The organism is Flavobacterium sp. NRK F10 (assembly GCF_024054235.1).
Classification (GTDB): Bacteria; Bacteroidota; Bacteroidia; order Flavobacteriales; family Flavobacteriaceae; genus Flavobacterium; species Flavobacterium sediminis.
In genome coordinates this window covers 425,036-443,250 of the sequence record NZ_JAMXLC010000001.1, presented here as the reverse complement: position 1 = coordinate 443,250, position 18,215 = coordinate 425,036, and the positions used below count along the sequence as shown (strand labels likewise).

Annotated in this window: 21 protein-coding genes; 12 read left to right on the top strand and 9 right to left on the bottom strand. The window is 32.6% G+C overall.

All coding sequences use genetic code 11. The annotated features are described in order from the left end of the window. Position 1 precedes the first annotated feature (1 nt). Both NHF50_RS02000 and NHF50_RS01995 read right to left on the bottom strand, forming a co-directional pair. A complete protein-coding gene (locus NHF50_RS02000) occupies positions 2–1,063 on the bottom strand; it encodes a glycosyltransferase (protein ID WP_252774883.1) in 1,062 nt (353 codons plus the stop codon). Between the two features lie 5 nt (positions 1,064–1,068). Beyond that, positions 1,069–2,037: a lipopolysaccharide core biosynthesis protein rfaS gene (locus tag NHF50_RS01995; protein ID WP_252774882.1), complete on the bottom strand. Its 969-nt coding sequence runs from the start codon at positions 2,035–2,037 to the stop codon at positions 1,069–1,071. Between the two features lie 205 nt (positions 2,038–2,242). Here NHF50_RS01995 and NHF50_RS01990 point away from each other — a divergent pair, with 205 nt between their 5' ends. The 4 genes from NHF50_RS01990 to NHF50_RS01975 are packed head-to-tail and all read left to right on the top strand — an operon-like array spanning position 2,243 to position 4,575. After that, positions 2,243–3,061 (top strand): sulfotransferase domain-containing protein, encoded by an 819-nt coding sequence (locus tag NHF50_RS01990; protein WP_252774881.1) that lies wholly within the window; start codon positions 2,243–2,245, stop codon positions 3,059–3,061. Beyond that, on the top strand, positions 3,054–3,899 hold the full coding sequence (locus tag NHF50_RS01985; RefSeq protein WP_252774880.1) for a sulfotransferase: 846 nt from the start codon (positions 3,054–3,056) through the stop codon (positions 3,897–3,899). The genes NHF50_RS01990 and NHF50_RS01985 overlap by 8 nt, the downstream gene beginning before the upstream one ends. Then, positions 3,896–4,312 carry a sulfotransferase family 2 domain-containing protein gene (locus NHF50_RS01980; RefSeq protein ID WP_252774879.1) on the top strand — a complete coding sequence of 139 codons (417 nt, stop codon included), beginning with the start codon at positions 3,896–3,898 and terminating at the stop codon, positions 4,310–4,312. Before NHF50_RS01985 ends, NHF50_RS01980 begins: the two co-directional genes overlap by 4 nt. Next, positions 4,309–4,575 carry a hypothetical protein gene (locus NHF50_RS01975; RefSeq protein WP_252774878.1) on the top strand — a complete coding sequence of 89 codons (267 nt, stop codon included), beginning with the start codon at positions 4,309–4,311 and terminating at the stop codon, positions 4,573–4,575. Before NHF50_RS01980 ends, NHF50_RS01975 begins: the two co-directional genes overlap by 4 nt. 45 nt (positions 4,576–4,620) lie before the next feature. Here NHF50_RS01975 and NHF50_RS01970 read toward each other — a convergent pair whose 3' ends face one another. Continuing rightward, positions 4,621–5,571: a hypothetical protein gene (locus tag NHF50_RS01970; protein ID WP_109568099.1), complete on the bottom strand. Its 951-nt coding sequence runs from the start codon at positions 5,569–5,571 to the stop codon at positions 4,621–4,623. 40 nt (positions 5,572–5,611) lie between these two features. Between NHF50_RS01970 and NHF50_RS01965 the strand changes: the two genes are divergently transcribed. Both NHF50_RS01965 and NHF50_RS01960 read left to right on the top strand, forming a co-directional pair. After that, complete coding sequence (locus tag NHF50_RS01965) at positions 5,612–6,502, top strand: hypothetical protein (protein ID WP_252774877.1); 891 nt, start codon at positions 5,612–5,614, stop codon at positions 6,500–6,502. Between the two features lie 46 nt (positions 6,503–6,548). Beyond that, positions 6,549–7,484 (top strand): glycosyltransferase, encoded by a 936-nt coding sequence (locus NHF50_RS01960; RefSeq protein ID WP_109568098.1) that lies wholly within the window; start codon positions 6,549–6,551, stop codon positions 7,482–7,484. A gap of 6 nt (positions 7,485–7,490) precedes the next feature. Here the strand turns inward: NHF50_RS01960 and NHF50_RS01955 are convergent, their stop codons facing one another. Next, positions 7,491–8,300: a glycosyltransferase family 2 protein gene (locus NHF50_RS01955; protein ID WP_252774876.1), complete on the bottom strand. Its 810-nt coding sequence runs from the start codon at positions 8,298–8,300 to the stop codon at positions 7,491–7,493. 17 nt (positions 8,301–8,317) lie between these two features. Further along, a complete protein-coding gene (locus NHF50_RS01950) occupies positions 8,318–9,058 on the bottom strand; it encodes a hypothetical protein (RefSeq protein WP_252774875.1) in 741 nt (246 codons plus the stop codon). Between the two features lie 68 nt (positions 9,059–9,126). Here NHF50_RS01950 and NHF50_RS01945 point away from each other — a divergent pair, with 68 nt between their 5' ends. Further along, positions 9,127–9,840, top strand: coding sequence for a polysaccharide deacetylase family protein (locus NHF50_RS01945; RefSeq protein ID WP_252774874.1), 714 nt, complete (start codon positions 9,127–9,129; stop codon positions 9,838–9,840). Here NHF50_RS01945 and NHF50_RS01940 read toward each other — a convergent pair. Further along, positions 9,832–10,569: a glycosyltransferase family 2 protein gene (locus NHF50_RS01940; protein ID WP_109568094.1), complete on the bottom strand. Its 738-nt coding sequence runs from the start codon at positions 10,567–10,569 to the stop codon at positions 9,832–9,834. The genes NHF50_RS01945 and NHF50_RS01940 overlap by 9 nt on opposite strands. A 54-nt stretch (positions 10,570–10,623) precedes the next feature. Between NHF50_RS01940 and NHF50_RS01935 the strand changes: the two genes are divergently transcribed. Then, complete coding sequence (locus tag NHF50_RS01935) at positions 10,624–11,442, top strand: glycosyltransferase family 2 protein (RefSeq protein WP_252774873.1); 819 nt, start codon at positions 10,624–10,626, stop codon at positions 11,440–11,442. Here the strand turns inward: NHF50_RS01935 and NHF50_RS01930 are convergent. Further along, the gene (locus tag NHF50_RS01930) at positions 11,437–12,492 is read right to left on the bottom strand and encodes a glycosyltransferase family 9 protein (RefSeq protein ID WP_109568092.1); all 1,056 of its coding nucleotides are present in this window, start codon (positions 12,490–12,492) and stop codon (positions 11,437–11,439) included. The two genes, NHF50_RS01935 and NHF50_RS01930, sit on opposite strands and share 6 nt — an antisense overlap. Before the next feature lie 68 nt (positions 12,493–12,560). Here NHF50_RS01930 and NHF50_RS01925 point away from each other — a divergent pair, with 68 nt between their 5' ends. Next, on the top strand, positions 12,561–13,319 hold the full coding sequence (locus NHF50_RS01925) for a lipopolysaccharide kinase InaA family protein (RefSeq protein WP_245896491.1): 759 nt from the start codon (positions 12,561–12,563) through the stop codon (positions 13,317–13,319). A 41-nt stretch (positions 13,320–13,360) separates the two neighbouring features. Here the strand turns inward: NHF50_RS01925 and NHF50_RS01920 are convergent, their stop codons facing one another. Further along, entirely contained in the window at positions 13,361–14,176 is an 816-nt protein-coding gene (locus NHF50_RS01920) for a 2,3,4,5-tetrahydropyridine-2,6-dicarboxylate N-succinyltransferase (RefSeq protein ID WP_252774872.1), read from the bottom strand. 234 nt (positions 14,177–14,410) lie between these two features. Between NHF50_RS01920 and NHF50_RS01915 the strand changes: the two genes are divergently transcribed. The 3 genes from NHF50_RS01915 to NHF50_RS01905 all read left to right on the top strand — a co-directional run bounded on the left by NHF50_RS01915 (position 14,411) and on the right by NHF50_RS01905 (position 16,901). Further along, entirely contained in the window at positions 14,411–15,892 is a 1,482-nt protein-coding gene (locus NHF50_RS01915; RefSeq protein WP_252774871.1) for a malate:quinone oxidoreductase, read from the top strand. Positions 15,893–15,946: 54 nt separating this feature from the next. Further along, positions 15,947–16,360 (top strand): Holliday junction resolvase RuvX, encoded by a 414-nt coding sequence (gene ruvX, locus NHF50_RS01910; RefSeq protein ID WP_252774870.1) that lies wholly within the window; start codon positions 15,947–15,949, stop codon positions 16,358–16,360. Positions 16,361–16,421: 61 nt separating this feature from the next. After that, the gene (locus NHF50_RS01905; RefSeq protein ID WP_109570570.1) at positions 16,422–16,901 is read left to right on the top strand and encodes an Lrp/AsnC family transcriptional regulator; all 480 of its coding nucleotides are present in this window, start codon (positions 16,422–16,424) and stop codon (positions 16,899–16,901) included. A 2-nt stretch (positions 16,902–16,903) separates the two neighbouring features. Here the strand turns inward: NHF50_RS01905 and argH are convergent, their stop codons facing one another. Beyond that, a complete protein-coding gene (argH, locus tag NHF50_RS01900; protein WP_252774869.1) occupies positions 16,904–18,214 on the bottom strand; it encodes an argininosuccinate lyase in 1,311 nt (436 codons plus the stop codon). Position 18,215: the final 1 nt, after the last annotated feature.

Here is an 18,215-nt window from a genome sequence, read left to right as displayed (position 1 = left end):
GTTATTCTATAGAATTGGTATTTTGCAATATTTTTTGCCAAGCAGCCAGGATGCTCTCTTCCTCTTTTTCCATACTGTAATTTGATGTGATGAAGGTTGAAGCTTTTTCTGCTTTTTCTTTAAATAGGGAGGGGGTATTATTGTATTCGCTTATTATGGATTCAATGGTTTTAACAAATTCAATGATTTTCCCTTCTTTAATTTCAAATGAAAATTCCGGTTTAAAATATTCTTCCCCGCCTTGTCCGGAAAAACCGATAACAATGTTTCCTGCGGCCATTGCTTCTGCCGATGGTAGTCCGAACCCTTCTTTATGGTTCAGACTTAGGAAAAAAGTACTTTTTTTGAGAATATCAGAAACCTCTTTTTCTGATTTATTGTCAATTTCTGTGAATTGCCAATCTTTTATTTTTTGGCGTGCTTTGAGTATTTGAATAATTTGAGTAATATCTTCTTTTCTTTTTCTCGGCATATAGGCAATTGTTTTTTCCTTGCTATTTGATTCACAAGAAAAAAGATTCTTATCTATACCTAGTTTAATTCTGTAAACTTTGGTGTCAGGATATACAAAGTTTAAATATTTTTCAGAATTTTCAGAGACAACGATTGACCCCAGAAAGGATTTGTCGGTATAGATATTGCCTTTTTCAAAAGAGTCAGAAGAGCTATTGTCAAAAGTGTAAAAACAGTTTTGATTGAAGATGACTTTTTTCATGTCAGGTCTTATACAGTTTATATCCGGACCAAAAATTTCCGGAAATACCAGAATGCCGTTTTCGTCAATAGGGTCTTCACTTTTTGATCTTAGAAAGTTCTTAATAGATTTGTAGGTACCTGTCTTTTCTTTTAAGATCAATGTTTTTATTTCATTAAATAATGAGACATTATAGATGATCTTAGTGTTATTTTTAAACCATTGATGTCTGAACCCTTTTTTTCTGTGTACAACTTGCGCATCAAATCCGTTTTTATTCAGAATATCTACTTGACGGTATATTTGTTTTACCCCCCCGGCCGGTGCTTTACTATCTGTACAGATAAAATATATTTTTGTACTATTCATGTTATTTACGACAATATTGTTTTTACCCAGTTTTCTAATTTATATTTATTGTAGATATCTTCAGGAATATCCTCGTAAGGTGTTTGTAGAAAAGACTCAGGAATACTCTCGGTATTTTCATCCCATATAAAGATATTGTTGGGGTTGTAGAAATCGTATTCTTTTATATATGGATTAGTTGTTATTAATTTCTTTTTTAAGCCTAAGGCTTCATAAGGTCTGAATGATAAGCCTACTTGTGTAGCGTGTTGAATGTCTAATATTATTGTAGTATTTTGGTTATAGATAAAGGCTTCGTTAAAGGGAACAATTTTATGTATAAAAGAAATGTTCTTATGGTTTACAGTTTTAGAAAGCCCTTTGTCGTATGAGAATAGTGTAGCATGTGCGTGTAAATTTTGAGAACTGATTCTTTCCAGTATATTTATTAAATTGTTATAGCGATCATCATAGGTTCCCAGAAAGAAAACATCATATTCCGGTTCTTTTGAATTATCACTGTTGTAGAAAAAATTATACCCTTTAATCATTCCGTATTTTTTACAATCGTATTTGTCAAAACTATATACTTTGTCAAAATATTTCATAGTTTCAAACTGACCTTCTATTTTTTCGAAACTATCCCAGTAATATACAATAGATTTATTGCATTTATTAGTAATTTCTTCAAGTTGTTTTTCAGTTAAAATGTCGGGTCTGTTAATATAAGCAATGTCATATTTTTCATATTCATTTATTTTTCTTTCAAAATACTCTTTTTCATATATTTTTTTTATGTTTTTTCCTGTGAGTAGTTTTAAAAAAAAGTTATAGACCCTTTGTCCGAAATTCTTATATTTAAAGCCTTCGGCTCTGTTTGAAAAAGCAAATTGAACTTCATAATCGCTGAATTTTTCAAAACCTTCCAGAATCGTTTTGTAAAAACTATAATGATCCGGAGCAATATACAGAAGCCTTTTTTTTGAGGTACTCATTAAGAACTATGTTTAGATTATGTTTCCTGAAGTTTAATTTGATGTAAAAATAAGCAACAAAGATATTGTATGGATTCTAAAAATCATAGTTTGTTTTTAAGTATGAAAAGATTTTTAAACGTTCTAAGCAACTTCCATTTCTTTAATGTTATTTTATTATCTGACATTTTATATTTGTTAAAAATAATAGAGAACCATATATAGAATGTTTATTTTTGGCTTTTTATTTTCATTCAGACAAATGTTTTTTAAAAAAAGAGAGAGTAGACCATTAGATTTTTTAGTAATAGGAGCACAAAAATGTGGAACCACGGCTTTGTATTCTTATTTGAAGGAACATGAAGAAATAGGGATGTCTTTTAAAAAAGAAATGCACTTTTTTGATGATGAGACCTTATTTAGCGCAGATAAAGAAATTGACTATAAGGCTTATGAATCTTCGATTCAGGTAAAAACGGGAAAAGAAAGAATATATGGAGAGATAACACCGATCTATTTATATTGGCAGAACTCCTGTGAGAGAATTTGGCGATATAATAAAAATATAAAGTTGATAGCTATTTTAAGAAACCCCATTGAAAGAGCCTTTTCTCATTGGAATATGTCAAGGGAAAGAGGAATAGAGAAACATACTTTTTATGAAGCGATTCTTTTAGAGCAACAAAGACAAAAAGAAAGTTTACCATATCAAAACAGAGTGTTTTCGTATGTTGATAGAGGATTTTATTCAGAGCAGATCAGGAGATACAGAAGATTTTTTGATGATGATCATATACTTTTTATAAAGTATGAAGATTTTAAAGCGGATCAAAAAGAAAAATTAAATTCTATATTTGAATTTTTAAATGTAGATCCGTCCCGTTATGATTATGCTCATAAAATAATTCATAAAAGAGAATACGAATCAAAAATAACAGAGAAAGAGCGTCAGCTTCTTTTAGATACTTTTTATTATGATATAAAAGAAGTAGAAAGAATGTTAGGTTGGGATTGTTCAGATTGGCTAAAAAAAGAGAATGGATAAAAAAGTAATAGCTATAGGAGCGTTGGGAGGTAGTGGAACCAGAGCGGTTGCAAAAATAGTAAAAGAATCAGGTGTTTTTATAGGAGACGAATTAAATGGTCCTTTGGATAATCTCATTTTTACAAGGCTTTTTAAAAATCCGAAATGGAATAAAAAAGCGGCTATAAGTGACATTAATTTTCGATTAAGTGTTTTTGAAAAATATATGAAAGGAGAGAAACTTGATTTCGGAAGTTTTTATGAACTACTGAAAGTGGCAAAATCAAATAAGTTATCTCCTTCTCGGTATAATTTTTATTTTAATGTTCTAAAGAGGCGGACAATATTAGAAAACCCCAGAGATGTTTGGGGATGGAAAGAGCCTAATACACAGTTTTATATTAAAGAAGTTTTAGATTATTTTCCTGATCTGAAATACATTCATGTAATAAGAAATGGTTTAGATATGGCTTTTTCAACTAATAAACAGCAATTGCATAATTGGCATTGGAAGTTTAATATTGACAAAGATTTTAAAAATAAAGAAAGTTTTAATCAACTGAATTTATGGATCCGTTCTACTAAAAAAGTTATCAAAATAGCTCAAGAAGAAAAATATAAAAACAGGATTTTAATACTAAACCATACAGCATTATGTGACAACCCTAAAGAAGAAATTGACAGGATCATAGATTTTTGTGGTATTCCGTTATCTCAGGAAAAGTTAAATAAGCTTTATGAGATACCCGGTGATAAAGGTTCTAACGATAGGTATAAAAATTATGATCTCTCAATATTTGATTCTGAACAGTTGAAATTTGTTGAAAGTATGGGCTTTAATCTAAATTATAAAAAATGATCTCTCATAAATATAAGTGTATATTCATTCATATATCAAAATGTGCAGGAACATCAATAGAAGAAGCTTTTGGTGTAGACTCAGATAAATGGGATCAGCCGTCTTATGAAAATCTGTACGGTTGGTGTCCGAAAGAAAAACTCTTTCTGCAACATGCAACTCCTCAGCAGTTACTGGATAAAAATTATATTTCTAAAGAGCAATGGGAAACGTATTATAAGTTTATTGTCGTAAGAAACCCTTATGACAGAGCATTTTCGGATTATAATTGGGTGAAAAAAAATTTAGGGATCAAGAGAGCCGGTTTTTCAAGTTTTATATATGCTAAAGGTAAGTTTTATAACTGCCTGAACGTTAAAAACCTTGATTACAGAGGAATCATTTATACACTCAAAAATCATATTTTATATTGAATGATGGTTTAATAGAGTATGACAAAGTGTTAAGGTTTGAAAGTTTAAAAGAGGATCTTTCAGAACTTATTAAAGATCTGGGAGTAGAGAAAACTTTTTTCTCAGCAAAGCATAATGTTAACGACGATAAAAAGAAAGAGCATTATTCTCATTTTTATAATTTCGCAAGAAAGAATATTTTAGAGCGAAAATACAAAGAAGATATAGCGTTCCTGAATTATTCATTTGAAGATAAAAGAACCTTTTTTGAAAAGATATTTTAAGTAGAGAAATAAAATCAGAAAACTTATTTTATTTCGTTTAAAAAGTTAATTCTTAAGAATAGTAGAAATCCAGCTTTTTAAAGTATATTTATTGTAGATATTTTCCGGAATTTGTTCGTATTCATCACTGAAAAAATCGTTGGGAATATTTATTTCGTCATCTTCAATCACAAAGATGTTTTTAGGGTTATAGAAATCGTATTCTTTAATGGATTGATTTGTCGTAATGATCTTTTTTTCCAAAGCCAAAGCTTCAAAGATTCTAAAACTAAGCCCGTTTTGGTCTTTTCGCAGAATGTCTAAAATGATATCGCATTGTTCTAAATATTCTTTGACTTCTTTTTGTGAGATGCGTTTATTTGTAAAAATAGCATTTTCAATGAAGTCTTCAGGTTTCTTTTTGTTGAAGAAAATAGTTTGGTGAGAGATATTTTGGCGATCCAGAAAATCAACGATTTTTCGAAAAGTTGAGAAGCGCTCATCGATTGAAGCGATAGAGAAAACTTTATATTTTATTTGCTTTTCCTCATTGTGCGGCTCCTTATCTAAAGGAATATAGTTCGGTAAAAAAGTTAAATTGTATTTTTTGACATCATCTTTGTCAAAAGAATAAACCTTGTCAAAAATTTTTAAAATAGGTCGGGCATCATATCTTTCAAGGCTATCATACAAATAAGCAATGTAAGAAGAAGAAAATTGTTTGATTTTAAGATGCGTCTCTTTTGAAACCCATTCAGGATTTATTACTATAATTTTGTCGAAATCTGAATGCGAACGAAGCTGTTCAATAATATATTCTTCTGCTTTAATCCGCTTAATATTTTTCTTAAAAAAAGTTTTTTGAATGGAATTATGGATTCTTTCGAAAATGTGTTTGTACTTGTATTTGAATTGGCTAATTCTGATATGTTTAGCTTCATGACCTAATTCGTTCAGTTTAGCTACAATTTTTTCATCATATCCCCAAATATCAAAGCTTATTATACAGATTCTCATAGAATTTTTATATTTTTGCAAAAGTAACAATAAATTGGGTTTGAAAAAGATTTGTGTTGGTTTTTTGCTTTCGTATGACTATGAAAAGTTAAAGATATCTATTCCTTTGGTTTATAGAGATTCTGATAGGATTTTTATTGCAATTGATAGGGATAATCTTACTTGGTCAGGAAATAAGTTTGAGGTCAATGAAAGCTTTTTCGAATGGCTCAAAACCTTTGATGTCGATAATAAAATCGAACTGTATTACGAATCTTTTTACGTTCCTTCACTGTCAACTGAAGAAATGGATACCAGAGAACGGACAATGTTATCTGAAAAGATGGGGATAGGGAATTGGCTTATACAAGTTGATTGCGACGAATATTTTGTAGATTTTGCAGGTTTTGTCAAACAATTGAGAAAGTACGACCACTACTTAGATTTTCCAATCAAAGATAAAATTCAGATAGCAGCTTTTTGGGTCATTATATATAAATATACAGAGAAAGGCTTCCTCTATGTAGATAAGCCCATGAAAGCAATTTTTGCAACAAACTATCCTAATTATAAGTCTTTTAGAAGAACACATGAGAGAACTATTTATCTCGATAACTTAGTTTTACATGAATCCGTTGCTAGAACTGAAGAAGAACTTGAGTTTAAATTAAAGAACTGGGGGCATAATACACAAGTAAATGAGACTTTTTTGGCGAAATGGAAGAAAGTTGATGAGACGAATTACAAAGAACTTAAAGACTTTTATTATATAGAGCCGGAACGTTGGAAAACTTTAGGTTTTTTCCCGGTAAAAGAGCTTTCAGAAATTAATTTTTACACCAATAAAGACAAAAAATTAAAATTGACCAAGAGCTTTTTGTTCTTTAAAAACTTTGGGCAATGGTTTAAATTCCGGATTCTGAAACCGATTTCTTCAAAAGATAAAAACTGAATTCTCCTTAAAAATAGAATTTAAAAAGCATTAGGAAACCTAACAAATGAATATAGTTATAGTAAATAAAGGATTGCCTATTCCTGCCGTTCATTATGGGGGAACAGAAAGGGTGATCTGGGGGTTAGGTTATGAGCTAACTAAAATGGGACACGACGTTACATTTATAACTCCTCCGGGGTCTAAGTGTGATTTTGCAAGAGTAATCCCTTTAGATGAGAACAAATCTATTAATGAATTAATTCCGGCAGAAACTGATATTGTTCATTTTAATTCTTTTCTCGATGAGAGTTGTAATTTCCCTTTTGTTTTTACATTACACGGAAACAATCCGGAAGAGCATGAGATAAATCCGTATACAATTTATATTTCAAAGAATCAGGCAGAAAGAAATGGAGGGAAAACTTTTGTGTACAACGGATTACTCTGGGAAGATTATCCTGAAGTTTCTCTTACTAAACAACGTAAATACCTGCACTTTTTAGGTAAAGCGAGATGGAAAGTTAAAAACTTTGCAGGGGCTTGTGAGATTGCTTTGAAGGCTAATGAAAAGTTGTTAGTCATGGGAGGCAAAAGATTTGAATGGTATAATTTTAAGAATAAACCCTTTTATACTTTAAATCCGAAGATTCAGTATTTGAACTTTGTAGATAATTCTAAAAAGATAAGCATTATTGAGGAGTCAAAAGGTTTGGTTTTCCCTGTAAAATGGCACGAACCTTTCGGATTGGCAATAATTGAGAGTATGTATGCCGGAGCTCCGGTTTTTGGAACAGAAATGGGATCCTTGCCGGAATTGGTAAAATCAGAAGTCGGTTTTTTAAGTGATGACTACGATAAGATCGCAGATGTGATTAAGAACTCCTCTTTTTCGGCTAAAGTCTGCCACGAATATGTTGTAGAAAATTTTAGTGCCAGGATAATGGCAGAAAATTATTTAAAACAATACGAGAAAGTTTTAAATGGAGAAAAACTGAATTGATTTTTTCTACAATTTTACTTGTAAATATTGATCAATCCCTTTTTCTGTGAATTTGATCTTTTTTAAAGCCGTTTCATCCTCAATGGACTGATTAATTGTTACTCTGTCCTTTTTTAATTCTTTGTGATAGATATGATAGGCTATAGCAACATTTTTAAGCCTTCTGCCTTTTATCCCTGCATTGTGAAATCTTTCTATGAGTTCAGAGTCTTCCATTCCCCAACCGTTGAACTTTTCATTATAGCCGTTTATAGCAATAAAATCTTTTTTCCAGAAAGACACATTACAGCCCCGTAATTTTTTTGACCTTTTGGAAGTTGTTTTTATAAAGTTCATTAGGAAAGGAAACCGTATGGTTCTTGTTCTTTTTTTAATTCCTTTTGAAAAAGGTGAAAAATCGATTATCTTGTGAGTAAGTACACGATTGAGTGCCTTTTCCTGGATATTAGATCTGGAGCCGAACAAATAATGATTATCAAGAGCGTATGTTAAGTGGTCTTTGATAAAATGCTGATGCATAATAATATCACCGTCAATCTGAATAATATATTCATATTTTGATTGAGCAATGGCTTTATTTAAAATAGTAGCTTTTTGAAAGCCATTGTCTTCTTGCCAGACATGTAGTAAAGGGACAGGGAATTTTTTTTGAAATTTTTGAATTAGAAGCGCAGTATCTTCGTTTGAACCATCATCAGCAATTATTACTTCATCCGGCAGATGGCTCTGTCTTAAAACACTCAGCAGGAGTAATTCTAAGGCACTTGGCCAGTTATAAGTAGAAGCAATTAATGTGCATTTCGGGAAAAGGTTCATTTTAATATGTAATAAAGTTAATCTATATGTCTATACTTCATCCATAAAAATAATTCTTCTTTGAACTTTTTAAAAGCTAATAGATTTGCCAAAATTAAGCCGTTAAATCCATTAAAAATACATTTCATAAAAAAAAGTTCATACAAAAATACTTTAAAAGGTTCATTTAATATCCTGATCAAATAACTTTTTTTTCTTAATCTATAGGAGCGCATCGCATTTATTTGAGCTTCAATGGTAAGTAGAGAGTTGAATTGATCAAAATTATTATAAGGATGATAGTTAATCAGTTGTTTAGAAGTATAAAGGACAGGTTTAATCTTTTGCTCTGAAATGAAGAAAGCTTTAAAATATTCCTTGCTGAAAAGTACAGGAATAGTTTTTTTAGATAAACTGCTGTAGTTTATGGAGCCATCAATGAAATCAATTTGCTTTTTAAAAGCTAAACATTTATCAGGATGCCGTTTGTCTATAAAGGTTTTAAATTCTGTTACAGTGCCATCATGAATTCTGTCAAATGGTGATAGAATCAGGAAAAAATCTGCATCAGACGAATTATAGATTTTTTTATAGCTAATTTCTAAATCAAAATCAGTACAGTCTAAAAATGTAACCTCCCGAGAGGTAGATTTTATATCGTTATTATCAAATGAAAGTATAAAAATTTCAGAGATAAAATCATTTAATGAGTTGATAAGCGGCTCAAAATTAATATTTTGATGGTATTGGAATGTAATTAAGGCTACCTTGTTTTTCAACTGTTTTTTTATTAAAATGAAAACAAATTTAGTAAAATAATGAGTACTTTTGCAATTATTGCAAAAATATGAAGAAGCTATCGGTCTTAATGTATCACAATTTCACGACCATTAAAGAGAAGGGGAGTGGGCTGACAATTCATGCAGATCTTTTTGAATCCCAATTACAATATTTGGTAAAAAAGAACTACAAAGGACTGCATTTTAAGGATATAATAGCAAATAAGGATTTGCCGGAAAAAAGTATTATTTTAACTTTTGATGATGTAACGGTAAACCAATTGGAAATAGCACTTCCTTTACTTCAAAAGTATAATTTTAAAGCAACATTCTTTATACCGTTTGCTTATGTTGGAAAGTCAGATCTGTGGAATTCCGGTACCGAAAAGATCATGACTGTTGAGCAACTTAAATCTTTACCGGCTGACCTTATTGAATTAGGGCATCATTCTTTCGAGCATAAAAGGTTTAAAGCGTTATCAATCCTTGAAGCTAAAACAGATTTAGAACGATCAAACCAATTTATAAAAGACAATCAACTCGAAGTAGTGCCGGCCATTGCATATCCCTATGGAAGTTATCCTAAAGAGGTACAAAAGTTCAAGGAGTTTAAAACAGTTTTAAAAGAAAGCGGGATATTGTTCGGATTAAGAATCGGAAACAAGATCAATAGGTTTCCTTTTAAAGAACCTTATCTGATTAAAAGAGTTGATGTAAAAGGAGAAGATAATCTTCTGAGATTCAGTATAAAAATGCTTTTCGGAAGAATAAAATTATTTTAAACCTTTTTTGATCAGATACATTTTAGCATATCTGGAAAAAACTCCGTAGGCGTTAATACTGGCAATAGCTAAGCCGGGAACGCCATCTAAAAAACCTCTTTTCAAAATAAAAGATGAAAAAAAGCGGTAAAATGGCTTGAAGATCAATTTAAAAGTAGAGGCTTTCTTCCCTTTTTTAGTTTCCATATTAGCCTGAAACCAGGCATACGAATCCTTTTTTTGTAAAAAATGGTTCAACCCTTTATAGGTATAATGGAGCATAAAGTTTTTTAAGATACCTATTTCTCCTTCAACATGAAGTTTTTCATGAACATCACCGGAAAACGAAACACCGTTATTTTTAACCAATCGTAAAACCCTGTCTACTTTGTGGTATAAAAAACGGTTCATATAGAAATGAGGAAAATTGATTTTGTATCCATCATACCTGCGTGATTCAATGGCTTTAAGGATCTCTGCTTTTAACCTTTGAGTTACCCTTTCATCTGCATCAATAAATAAGATCCAGTCACTTTTAACCTGAATTAAAGCGAAGTTCTTCTGGTTAGAAAAGTTGTCAAATTTTCGTTTTAGAACTTTACAGCCTAATTCTTCTGCTAATTCAGCCGTACCGTCTGTGCTATAAGAATCTATCACAATAATTTCATCCGCAAAATCAACTGACCGGATAGCATCTTCCAGATAGTCAATTTCATTATAGGTAGGGATGATAACGCTTAACGTTGGCATAATTAGTTTTTCAAATAAGTAAGCAAATTTAAAAAAATGAAGTAAATTTGCCCTATGAAAAAAGAAATTTCTGTAATTATCAGTACATATAATTCACCGGAATGGTTACAAAAAGTGTTGTGGGGCTATAATACTCAAAACTATAGGAACTTTGAATTGATTCTTGCGGACGATGGTTCTAAACAGCCTACTTTTGATTTGATTGAACAGATGAAAAAAGAGGTTTTTTACCCTATAATCCATGTTTGGCACGAGGACAACGGTTTTCAAAAATCACAGATATTAAATAAAGCGATCGAAGCTTGTACCACAGACTACATTTTAATGTCGGACGGAGACTGCATTCCAAGACCTGATTTTGTAGAGCAGCACATTAAATACAGAGAAGAAAATCATTTTTTATCCGGAGGATATCATAAATTACCGATGAACCTTTCCAAAATGATTACCAAAGATGATATTTACTCCAATAGATGTTTTGATTTGTTCTGGTTGAAGAAAAATGGTATGAAAACCTCTTTTAAAAATTTAAAAGTGTATGCTAAAGGTTGGTTCAGTGATATTTTAAATTTTTTGACACCTACAACGCCAAGTTGGAACGGTCACAATTCATCAGGTTGGAAAAGAGATATTGTAGCAATTAACGGTTTTGACGAACGAATGCAGTACGGAGGACAAGACAGAGAGTTAGGCGAACGTTTGGTGAATTACGGAATTAAACCCAAACAAATCCGCTACAGCACTGTTTGTTTGCATTTAGACCACCCGAGAGGTTACGCTACCAAAGAATCTATTGATAAAAATAAAAATATCAGAAAAGAAACGCGTACCGAAAAGAAAAAGTGGACACCTTACGGGATTGTAAAATCATAATTTGTTTGCTAAAAAGCTTTCCATCTTCGGGATAATGATTTCAGGGGTTAGTTCTCTATACATGATACTAGGATTAGCCTCTATTTTTTTGCGCTCTGCAAACGTAAAAGCAGAATACAATTCCGGTTTTTCTTCTAACAGATGGACGGAAGCATGTAACTTGCCATCTTCAAAACTAGCCCAGTGATCTTTATTGACATAAGGAGAGAAAATAGTAAAAGTAGGTTTGTTTAGAGCCTTAGCGATATGAACGGCACCACCTTCGTTACCGATAAAAACATCGCATTGGTACATTAGAGTGATAAAATCACGAATGGATTGCGCATAAAGATCAATCAGTATGTTTTCCTTATGTTCGCATAAATTGTATATTTTTAAAGCTTCTTCTTTTTGTTTGGGAGCGTAATTAAAAATAATATTGATATCATATTGCTTAACCAGAAAATCACAGATTGCGGCAACATAATCATAAGGCATTGATTTTTGCGGTGTGCTGCCTAAGACGCCTAAAATAACTGTTTTCTTTCCGTTAGCATCAAACCATTTTTTGTTTTTCTCAGCTTCTGATAAGAAAAGTTTAGGATAATAGTCAAATTCAGCATTAGGTTCAATTTGCTTAATTAACTCAATTCTGTCTTCAATAGCTTTTCCGCTATTATGACTTTTCTCTTTAAGATGCTCTACAGGATGAGTATAGAATCCGAGATTTCCCATTTTTTTCCGACTCTTATTCCCGATGGTTATTCTGGCACCGCCAAATTTACAGATCAATCGGCTTTGCGTTTTTGAATAAGGGTCAAAAATGATATCGTATTTTTCTTTTCGTATCTGACCGATAAAAAGAAAGAGGTTCTTTAAATTCTTTAATTTTTTTTCTTCAATAGGAATTATTTTATCTATATTGGGATTGTGTTCAAGGACACCGGTAGTAAAATCATAAGCCATGAAATGAATTTCAGCATCTGGGTGTATCCTTTTATAATTATTTGCAATTATTGAGCTGATCAAAACATCGCCAATCCTTTTATTTTGGATGATTAAAACTTTCATGATAAAATAATTTCTTGGTGCAAAGTACTATTTTTTATACTTTTAAGCCAAAATTTAATTCAACATTTGTGAACATACGCATTTATACGAATCATACTATTGATCAAAGTATTATAAAACAATTGATTACAGATCTTCCGGCAAATAAAGATGTTTTAGTTGAGGGAAAACGAAATGTAATTAAAAAAGCTTCGTATAATGGTGCGGCAGTTACAATCAAGCAATTTAAAAGATTAAATTTTCTTAAAGCAATTATTTATACGTACTTCCGGGAAAATAAAGCAAAACGTTCTTTTGAATATGCAGCATACCTATTAGAACACGGAATTCTGACGCCTAAGCCTTATGCTTATGTTGAGGTGAGGAACGCTTTGGGACTATTATCTGAATGCTACTATGTTTGCGAATTGATCCGGTATGATTTTACTATCAGGGAAATTATTCACGACCCGTTATTTCCGGACAGAGAGAAAGTTTTAGAAGGTTTTACGGAGTTTTCATTTAAACTGCATGAAGCAGATGTGAATTTTTTAGACCATTCGCCGGGAAATACTTTAATTGTTAAAGACGGAGATCATTATAAATTCTACCTGATAGACCTTAATAGAATGAAATTTCAGAAAATGTCTCTTGAAGACAGAATGAATAACCTGAAAAAACTTTGGTTCTCTAAGGATATGATTCGTCTGATCTCAAAAAAGTATGAACAACTAAGTGGTTTGTCAGCAACAGAACTATCAGCTGAGCTGTTAAAGAAAACCAATAGTTTTAAAAAGAAAATTTACAGAAAAAAGTACTTAAAAAGAAAGTTGAAAGGAATATTCTAAATAAAAAAAAGGATTCAATTGAATCCTTTTTTTTATTTATTTTAAACGGCTACATTGTATTCTCTTAAAGCATCGTTCAGAGATGTTTTCAGATCCGTTGAAGCTTTTCTTTTACCAATGATTAAAGCACAAGGAACCTGATAGTCACCGGCAGGAAATTTTTTGGTATAACTTCCCGGAATAACGACAGAACGTGCTGGAACAATTCCTTTATATTCAACCGGTTCATTACCGGTAACGTCAATAATTTTAGTGGAAGCGGTCAGTACAACATTAGCACCTAAAACAGCTTCTTTTTCCACTCTTACACCTTCAACAACAATACTTCTTGATCCTAAAAAAGCACCATCTTCAATAATTACAGGAGCTGCTTGTAACGGTTCCAATACACCACCGATTCCAACACCACCACTTAAGTGAACGTCTTTCCCGATCTGAGCACAACTTCCCACGGTAGCCCAAGTGTCAACCATAGTTCCCGCATCAACATAAGCCCCGATATTAACATAACTAGGCATCATGATTACTCCGGAAGAAATATAAGCCCCGTGACGAGCCACTGCATTAGGAACTACACGAATCCCTTTCTCAGCATATCCTCTTTTTAAAGGCATTTTATCGTGATACTCAAAAATTCCGGTTTCGAGAGTCTCCATCTTTTGAATAGGAAAATATAAAACAACGGCTTTCTTTACCCATTCGTTTACTTGCCAACCTTTTTCTGTAGGTTCAGCAACACGAAGTGTCCCGTTGTCTAGCAATTCAATCACTTCTCTGATAGTCTTCTGTGTATTCTCGTTTTGTAATAGGGAACGGTCTTCCCAAGCCTGCTCTATAATAGTTTGTATCGCTTGCATTTTTTTAATTTTTGTGCAAAGATATAATCTTTTTTACAGATAAAATTTTGGTTTCAAAGGCTATTTTGTGAAAAAAATGAATATTCTTCTGTCACAACCTCTTAAAATAGTATGGCTGTTTTGGATAAATTTAAAATTTGTTGCATTATTTTAATCGATTTTTGCGAAAAGGTTATAATTTTTCAATAACTAACTAATATATTTGCAGTAGAAATCCTTTAAATCAAAATTAACATGAATATAGATGCAGATGTAGTACTAGTGGGTTCTGGTATCATGAGTGCTACATTGGGGACATTTTTAAAAGAGCTAGATCCAAATACTACAATTGAAATTTTTGAAAAATTAGACACCGCATCAATTGAAAGTTCCGATGCTTGGAACAACGCCGGTACCGGACATTCCGCTTTTTGTGAATTAAATTACACACCAGAAAAAAGCGATGGAAGTGTTGACATTTCCAAGGCTGTTAAAATAGCCGAACAATTTGAAGTTTCCAGACAGTTCTGGGCTTATTTAGTCAAAAAAAACTTAGTTGCTTCTCCTGAAAATTTTATTAGAACAACCCCTCATGTTAGTTTCGTATGGGGAGAAGATAATGTGAATTTTCTAAAGAAAAGACATGAAAAATTAACAGAGAATAACCTTTTCAAAGGAATGAAATTCTCTACAGCTGCTGATGAAATTAAATCTTGGATACCACTGGTGATGGAGGGTAGAAAAGAAGATGAGAAAATTGCAGCAACTTATATGGACAGGGGAACAGATGTGAATTTCGGAAATCTTACTCGTGCCTTGTTTGAATACCTTAAAGCGCAGTCAGGCGTTAAAATGCATCTGAAACATGAAGTATTGAATCTGGATAAAACCAAAGAAGGAACCTGGACTGTTGAAGTAAAAGATCTGAATTCCGGTAAGAAACGAAAAGTAACCGCAAAATTTGTGTTTTTAGGAGCCGGAGGAGGAGCCTTACCTTTATTAGAGAAATCTAATATTGAAGAAGGAAAAGGTTTCGGAGGTTTTCCGGTAAGCGGTCAATGGTTGCGTTGTACAAATCCGGAAGTGATCGAAAAACACCATGCAAAAGTATACGGAAAAGCAGCTGTTGGCGCTCCGCCAATGTCAGTTCCGCATTTAGATACGCGCATGATAGACGGGAAACAAGAGCTGTTGTTCGGACCGTATGCCGGATTTACGACTAAATTCCTGAAAAACGGTTCTTATAGCGATTTATTCAAATCGATCCGAACAAGTAATATTTCTCCGATGCTGGGAGCCGGAATGAAAAATATTCCTTTGACTAAATATCTTATCGGACAGGTAACTCAATCGCAGGAAGACAGGGTAGAAGCCTTGAGAGAATATTTTCCTAAAGCTGACGGGAAAGACTGGATGTTACAGGAAGCAGGAGTTCGGGTTCAGATTATTAAGAAAGATACAAACGGAAAAGGTATTCTTCAATTCGGAACAGAGATTGTAAGTGCGGCCGATTGTTCTATCGCAGCTTTGTTAGGAGCTTCGCCGGGAGCTTCCACAACAGTTTCGATTATGCTGGAATTACTGGATCGCTGTTTCGCCGAAAAAATGAAAACAGAGGAATGGCAAACTAAAATTAAAGAGATGATTCCTTCCTATGGACAATCGCTCAACAATAGTACGGAGCTTTTTGAAAAAGTAAGGAGTATGACCTCAGAAATATTAAAATTAGAAGCGTAAAAGTGGGAAAATCCCACTTTTACTTTTTTAAATTTGTTACTTAAAACAGAAATAATGGCCAGAGTTTTAGCTTTAGATTACGGAACGAAAAGAATAGGAGTTGCAGTTACTGATGAATTACAGATCATAGCATTCGGTTTGACGACCGTGACAACAGAAACAATTTTTACTTTTTTAAAGGACTATTTTGAAAAAGAAAAAGTCGAAACGGTTATTATTGGAGAACCCAAGCAAATGGACGGAACACCTTCACAAAGTGCTGAAGCAATTCTAAAATTCAGTACAAAGTTTCAAAAAGAGTTTCCCCTGATTCCGTTGGTAAAAATAGATGAACGCTTCACATCAAAAATGGCTTTCCAGACTATGATTGATAGCGGGCTGAAAAAGAAGCAGAGACAGAACAAAGGCTTGATTGATGAGATTTCCGCAGTTATTTTATTACAAGATTATCTAAAGTATAAAAGTTAATAAAATATATTTTTTTTAAAGAAATAATCTTTTTATATTAGAATTTTAAAACAAAATGTTAATGAAAGAAGTTTTAGATTCTAAAGATTTACAAATCTTAGAAATACTGCAAAATGACTCAACGCTGCCCATAAAAGAGATCGGTGAACAAATAGGACTTTCTTTTACGCCTACTTATGAACGCATTAAAAACTTGGAACGCAAAGGAATCATCAAAAAATATGTAGCACTAATTGACCGTATGAAAATAGGTCTGGAAATCGTAGTGTATTGTAATGTTACTTTAAAAGAACAATCCAAACAAGCTTTAATGGATTTTGAAAACACGGCTGCTTCTATTCCCGAAATTCAGGAATTGATCAGTTTGTCAGGAACATACGATTATATGCTCAAAATAGTGTCTACCGATATTACAACATACAATAATTTCGTTGTTAATGTAGTATCGAATATCCCTAACATAGGACAATACCATAGTAGCATTGTCCTGAATGAGATCAAAAAAGAAACGATGTTCAAACTTCCTAAAGCCAATAAATAGTATTAAACAACTTTACTCCTCACAGCATAGAAGGCCGATTTAATTTCATCCAAGCATAGATTTCCTATGCTGCCTTCGTGTGTGTGATTTAAATTAGTTATTGGTTCGTAGGTGTTATTTTCAATTTCCAAACCAATTTTTTTATAGGCTTCTCTAAACGACATGCCGTTTAAAACTTCTTGGTTTACGTTTTCAACACTAAACAAGTATTTGTATTTTTCGTCATCTAAAATATTGTCTTTAATGATGATATGATTCAGCATGAATTGACAAATTGATAAACAATCTTTCAAGGCTTCAATTCCGGGAAATAAACATTCTTTTGTCAATTGCCAGTCTCTATGGTAACCTGATGGTAAATTATTGGTCAAAAGCGCTAATTCGTTTGGAATCGCTTGAATTCGGTTGCATTTTGCACGAATCAATTCAAATACATCCGGATTTTTTTTGTGAGGCATAATACTGCTTCCGGTGGTTAACGAATCAGGGAAGGATAGAAAGCCAAAGTTTTGGTTCATATACAAACAAACGTCATACGAAAATTTACTCAGCGTAGCCGCAATACTAGATAATGCCACGGCAACAGCTTTTTCCGATTTTCCGCGTGTCATTTGCGCATAAACCACATTGTAATTCAAATCGGCAAAATTGAGTAATTCAGTCGTCATTTTTCGATTTAGCGGAAAAGACGAACCGTAACCCGCACCGGAGCCCAACGGATTTTTATTGGTTACATTATAAGCGGCAACTAAAAATTCCATATCGTCGGTTAAAGCTTCGGCGTAAGCACTAAACCATAAACCAAATGACGATGGCATGGCAATTTGCAAATGTGTATAACCGGGTAAAAGTACTTTTTTATATTGGTCACTCAACGCAATCAATTGTTCGAATAAGTTGGTTGTAAGTTGGGCAACTTCGCCTAATTCGTGTTTTAAAAACAATTTTAAATCAGTTAAAACCTGATCGTTTCTCGAACGGCCGCTGTGAATTTTCTTCCCGATTTCGCCAATGCGTTGCGTCAGCATAAATTCAATTTGCGAATGAATATCTTCAATTCCTTCTTCAATTTGGAATTTGCCCAATTCAATTTCACCTAAAATCGTGTTGAGTTCCTTTTCTAAAATAATCCATTCTTCATCAGAAATCAAACCGATGCTGTTGAGCATTTTAGTATGTGCCAATGAACCTAAAACGTCAAATTCAGCCAATAACATATCAAAATCGGTATCATTACCTACGGTAAATTTTTCGATAATGGTAGCATGATCTAAGTTTTCCGTTGATTTTTTTTGCCAAATTTTATTTCCCATT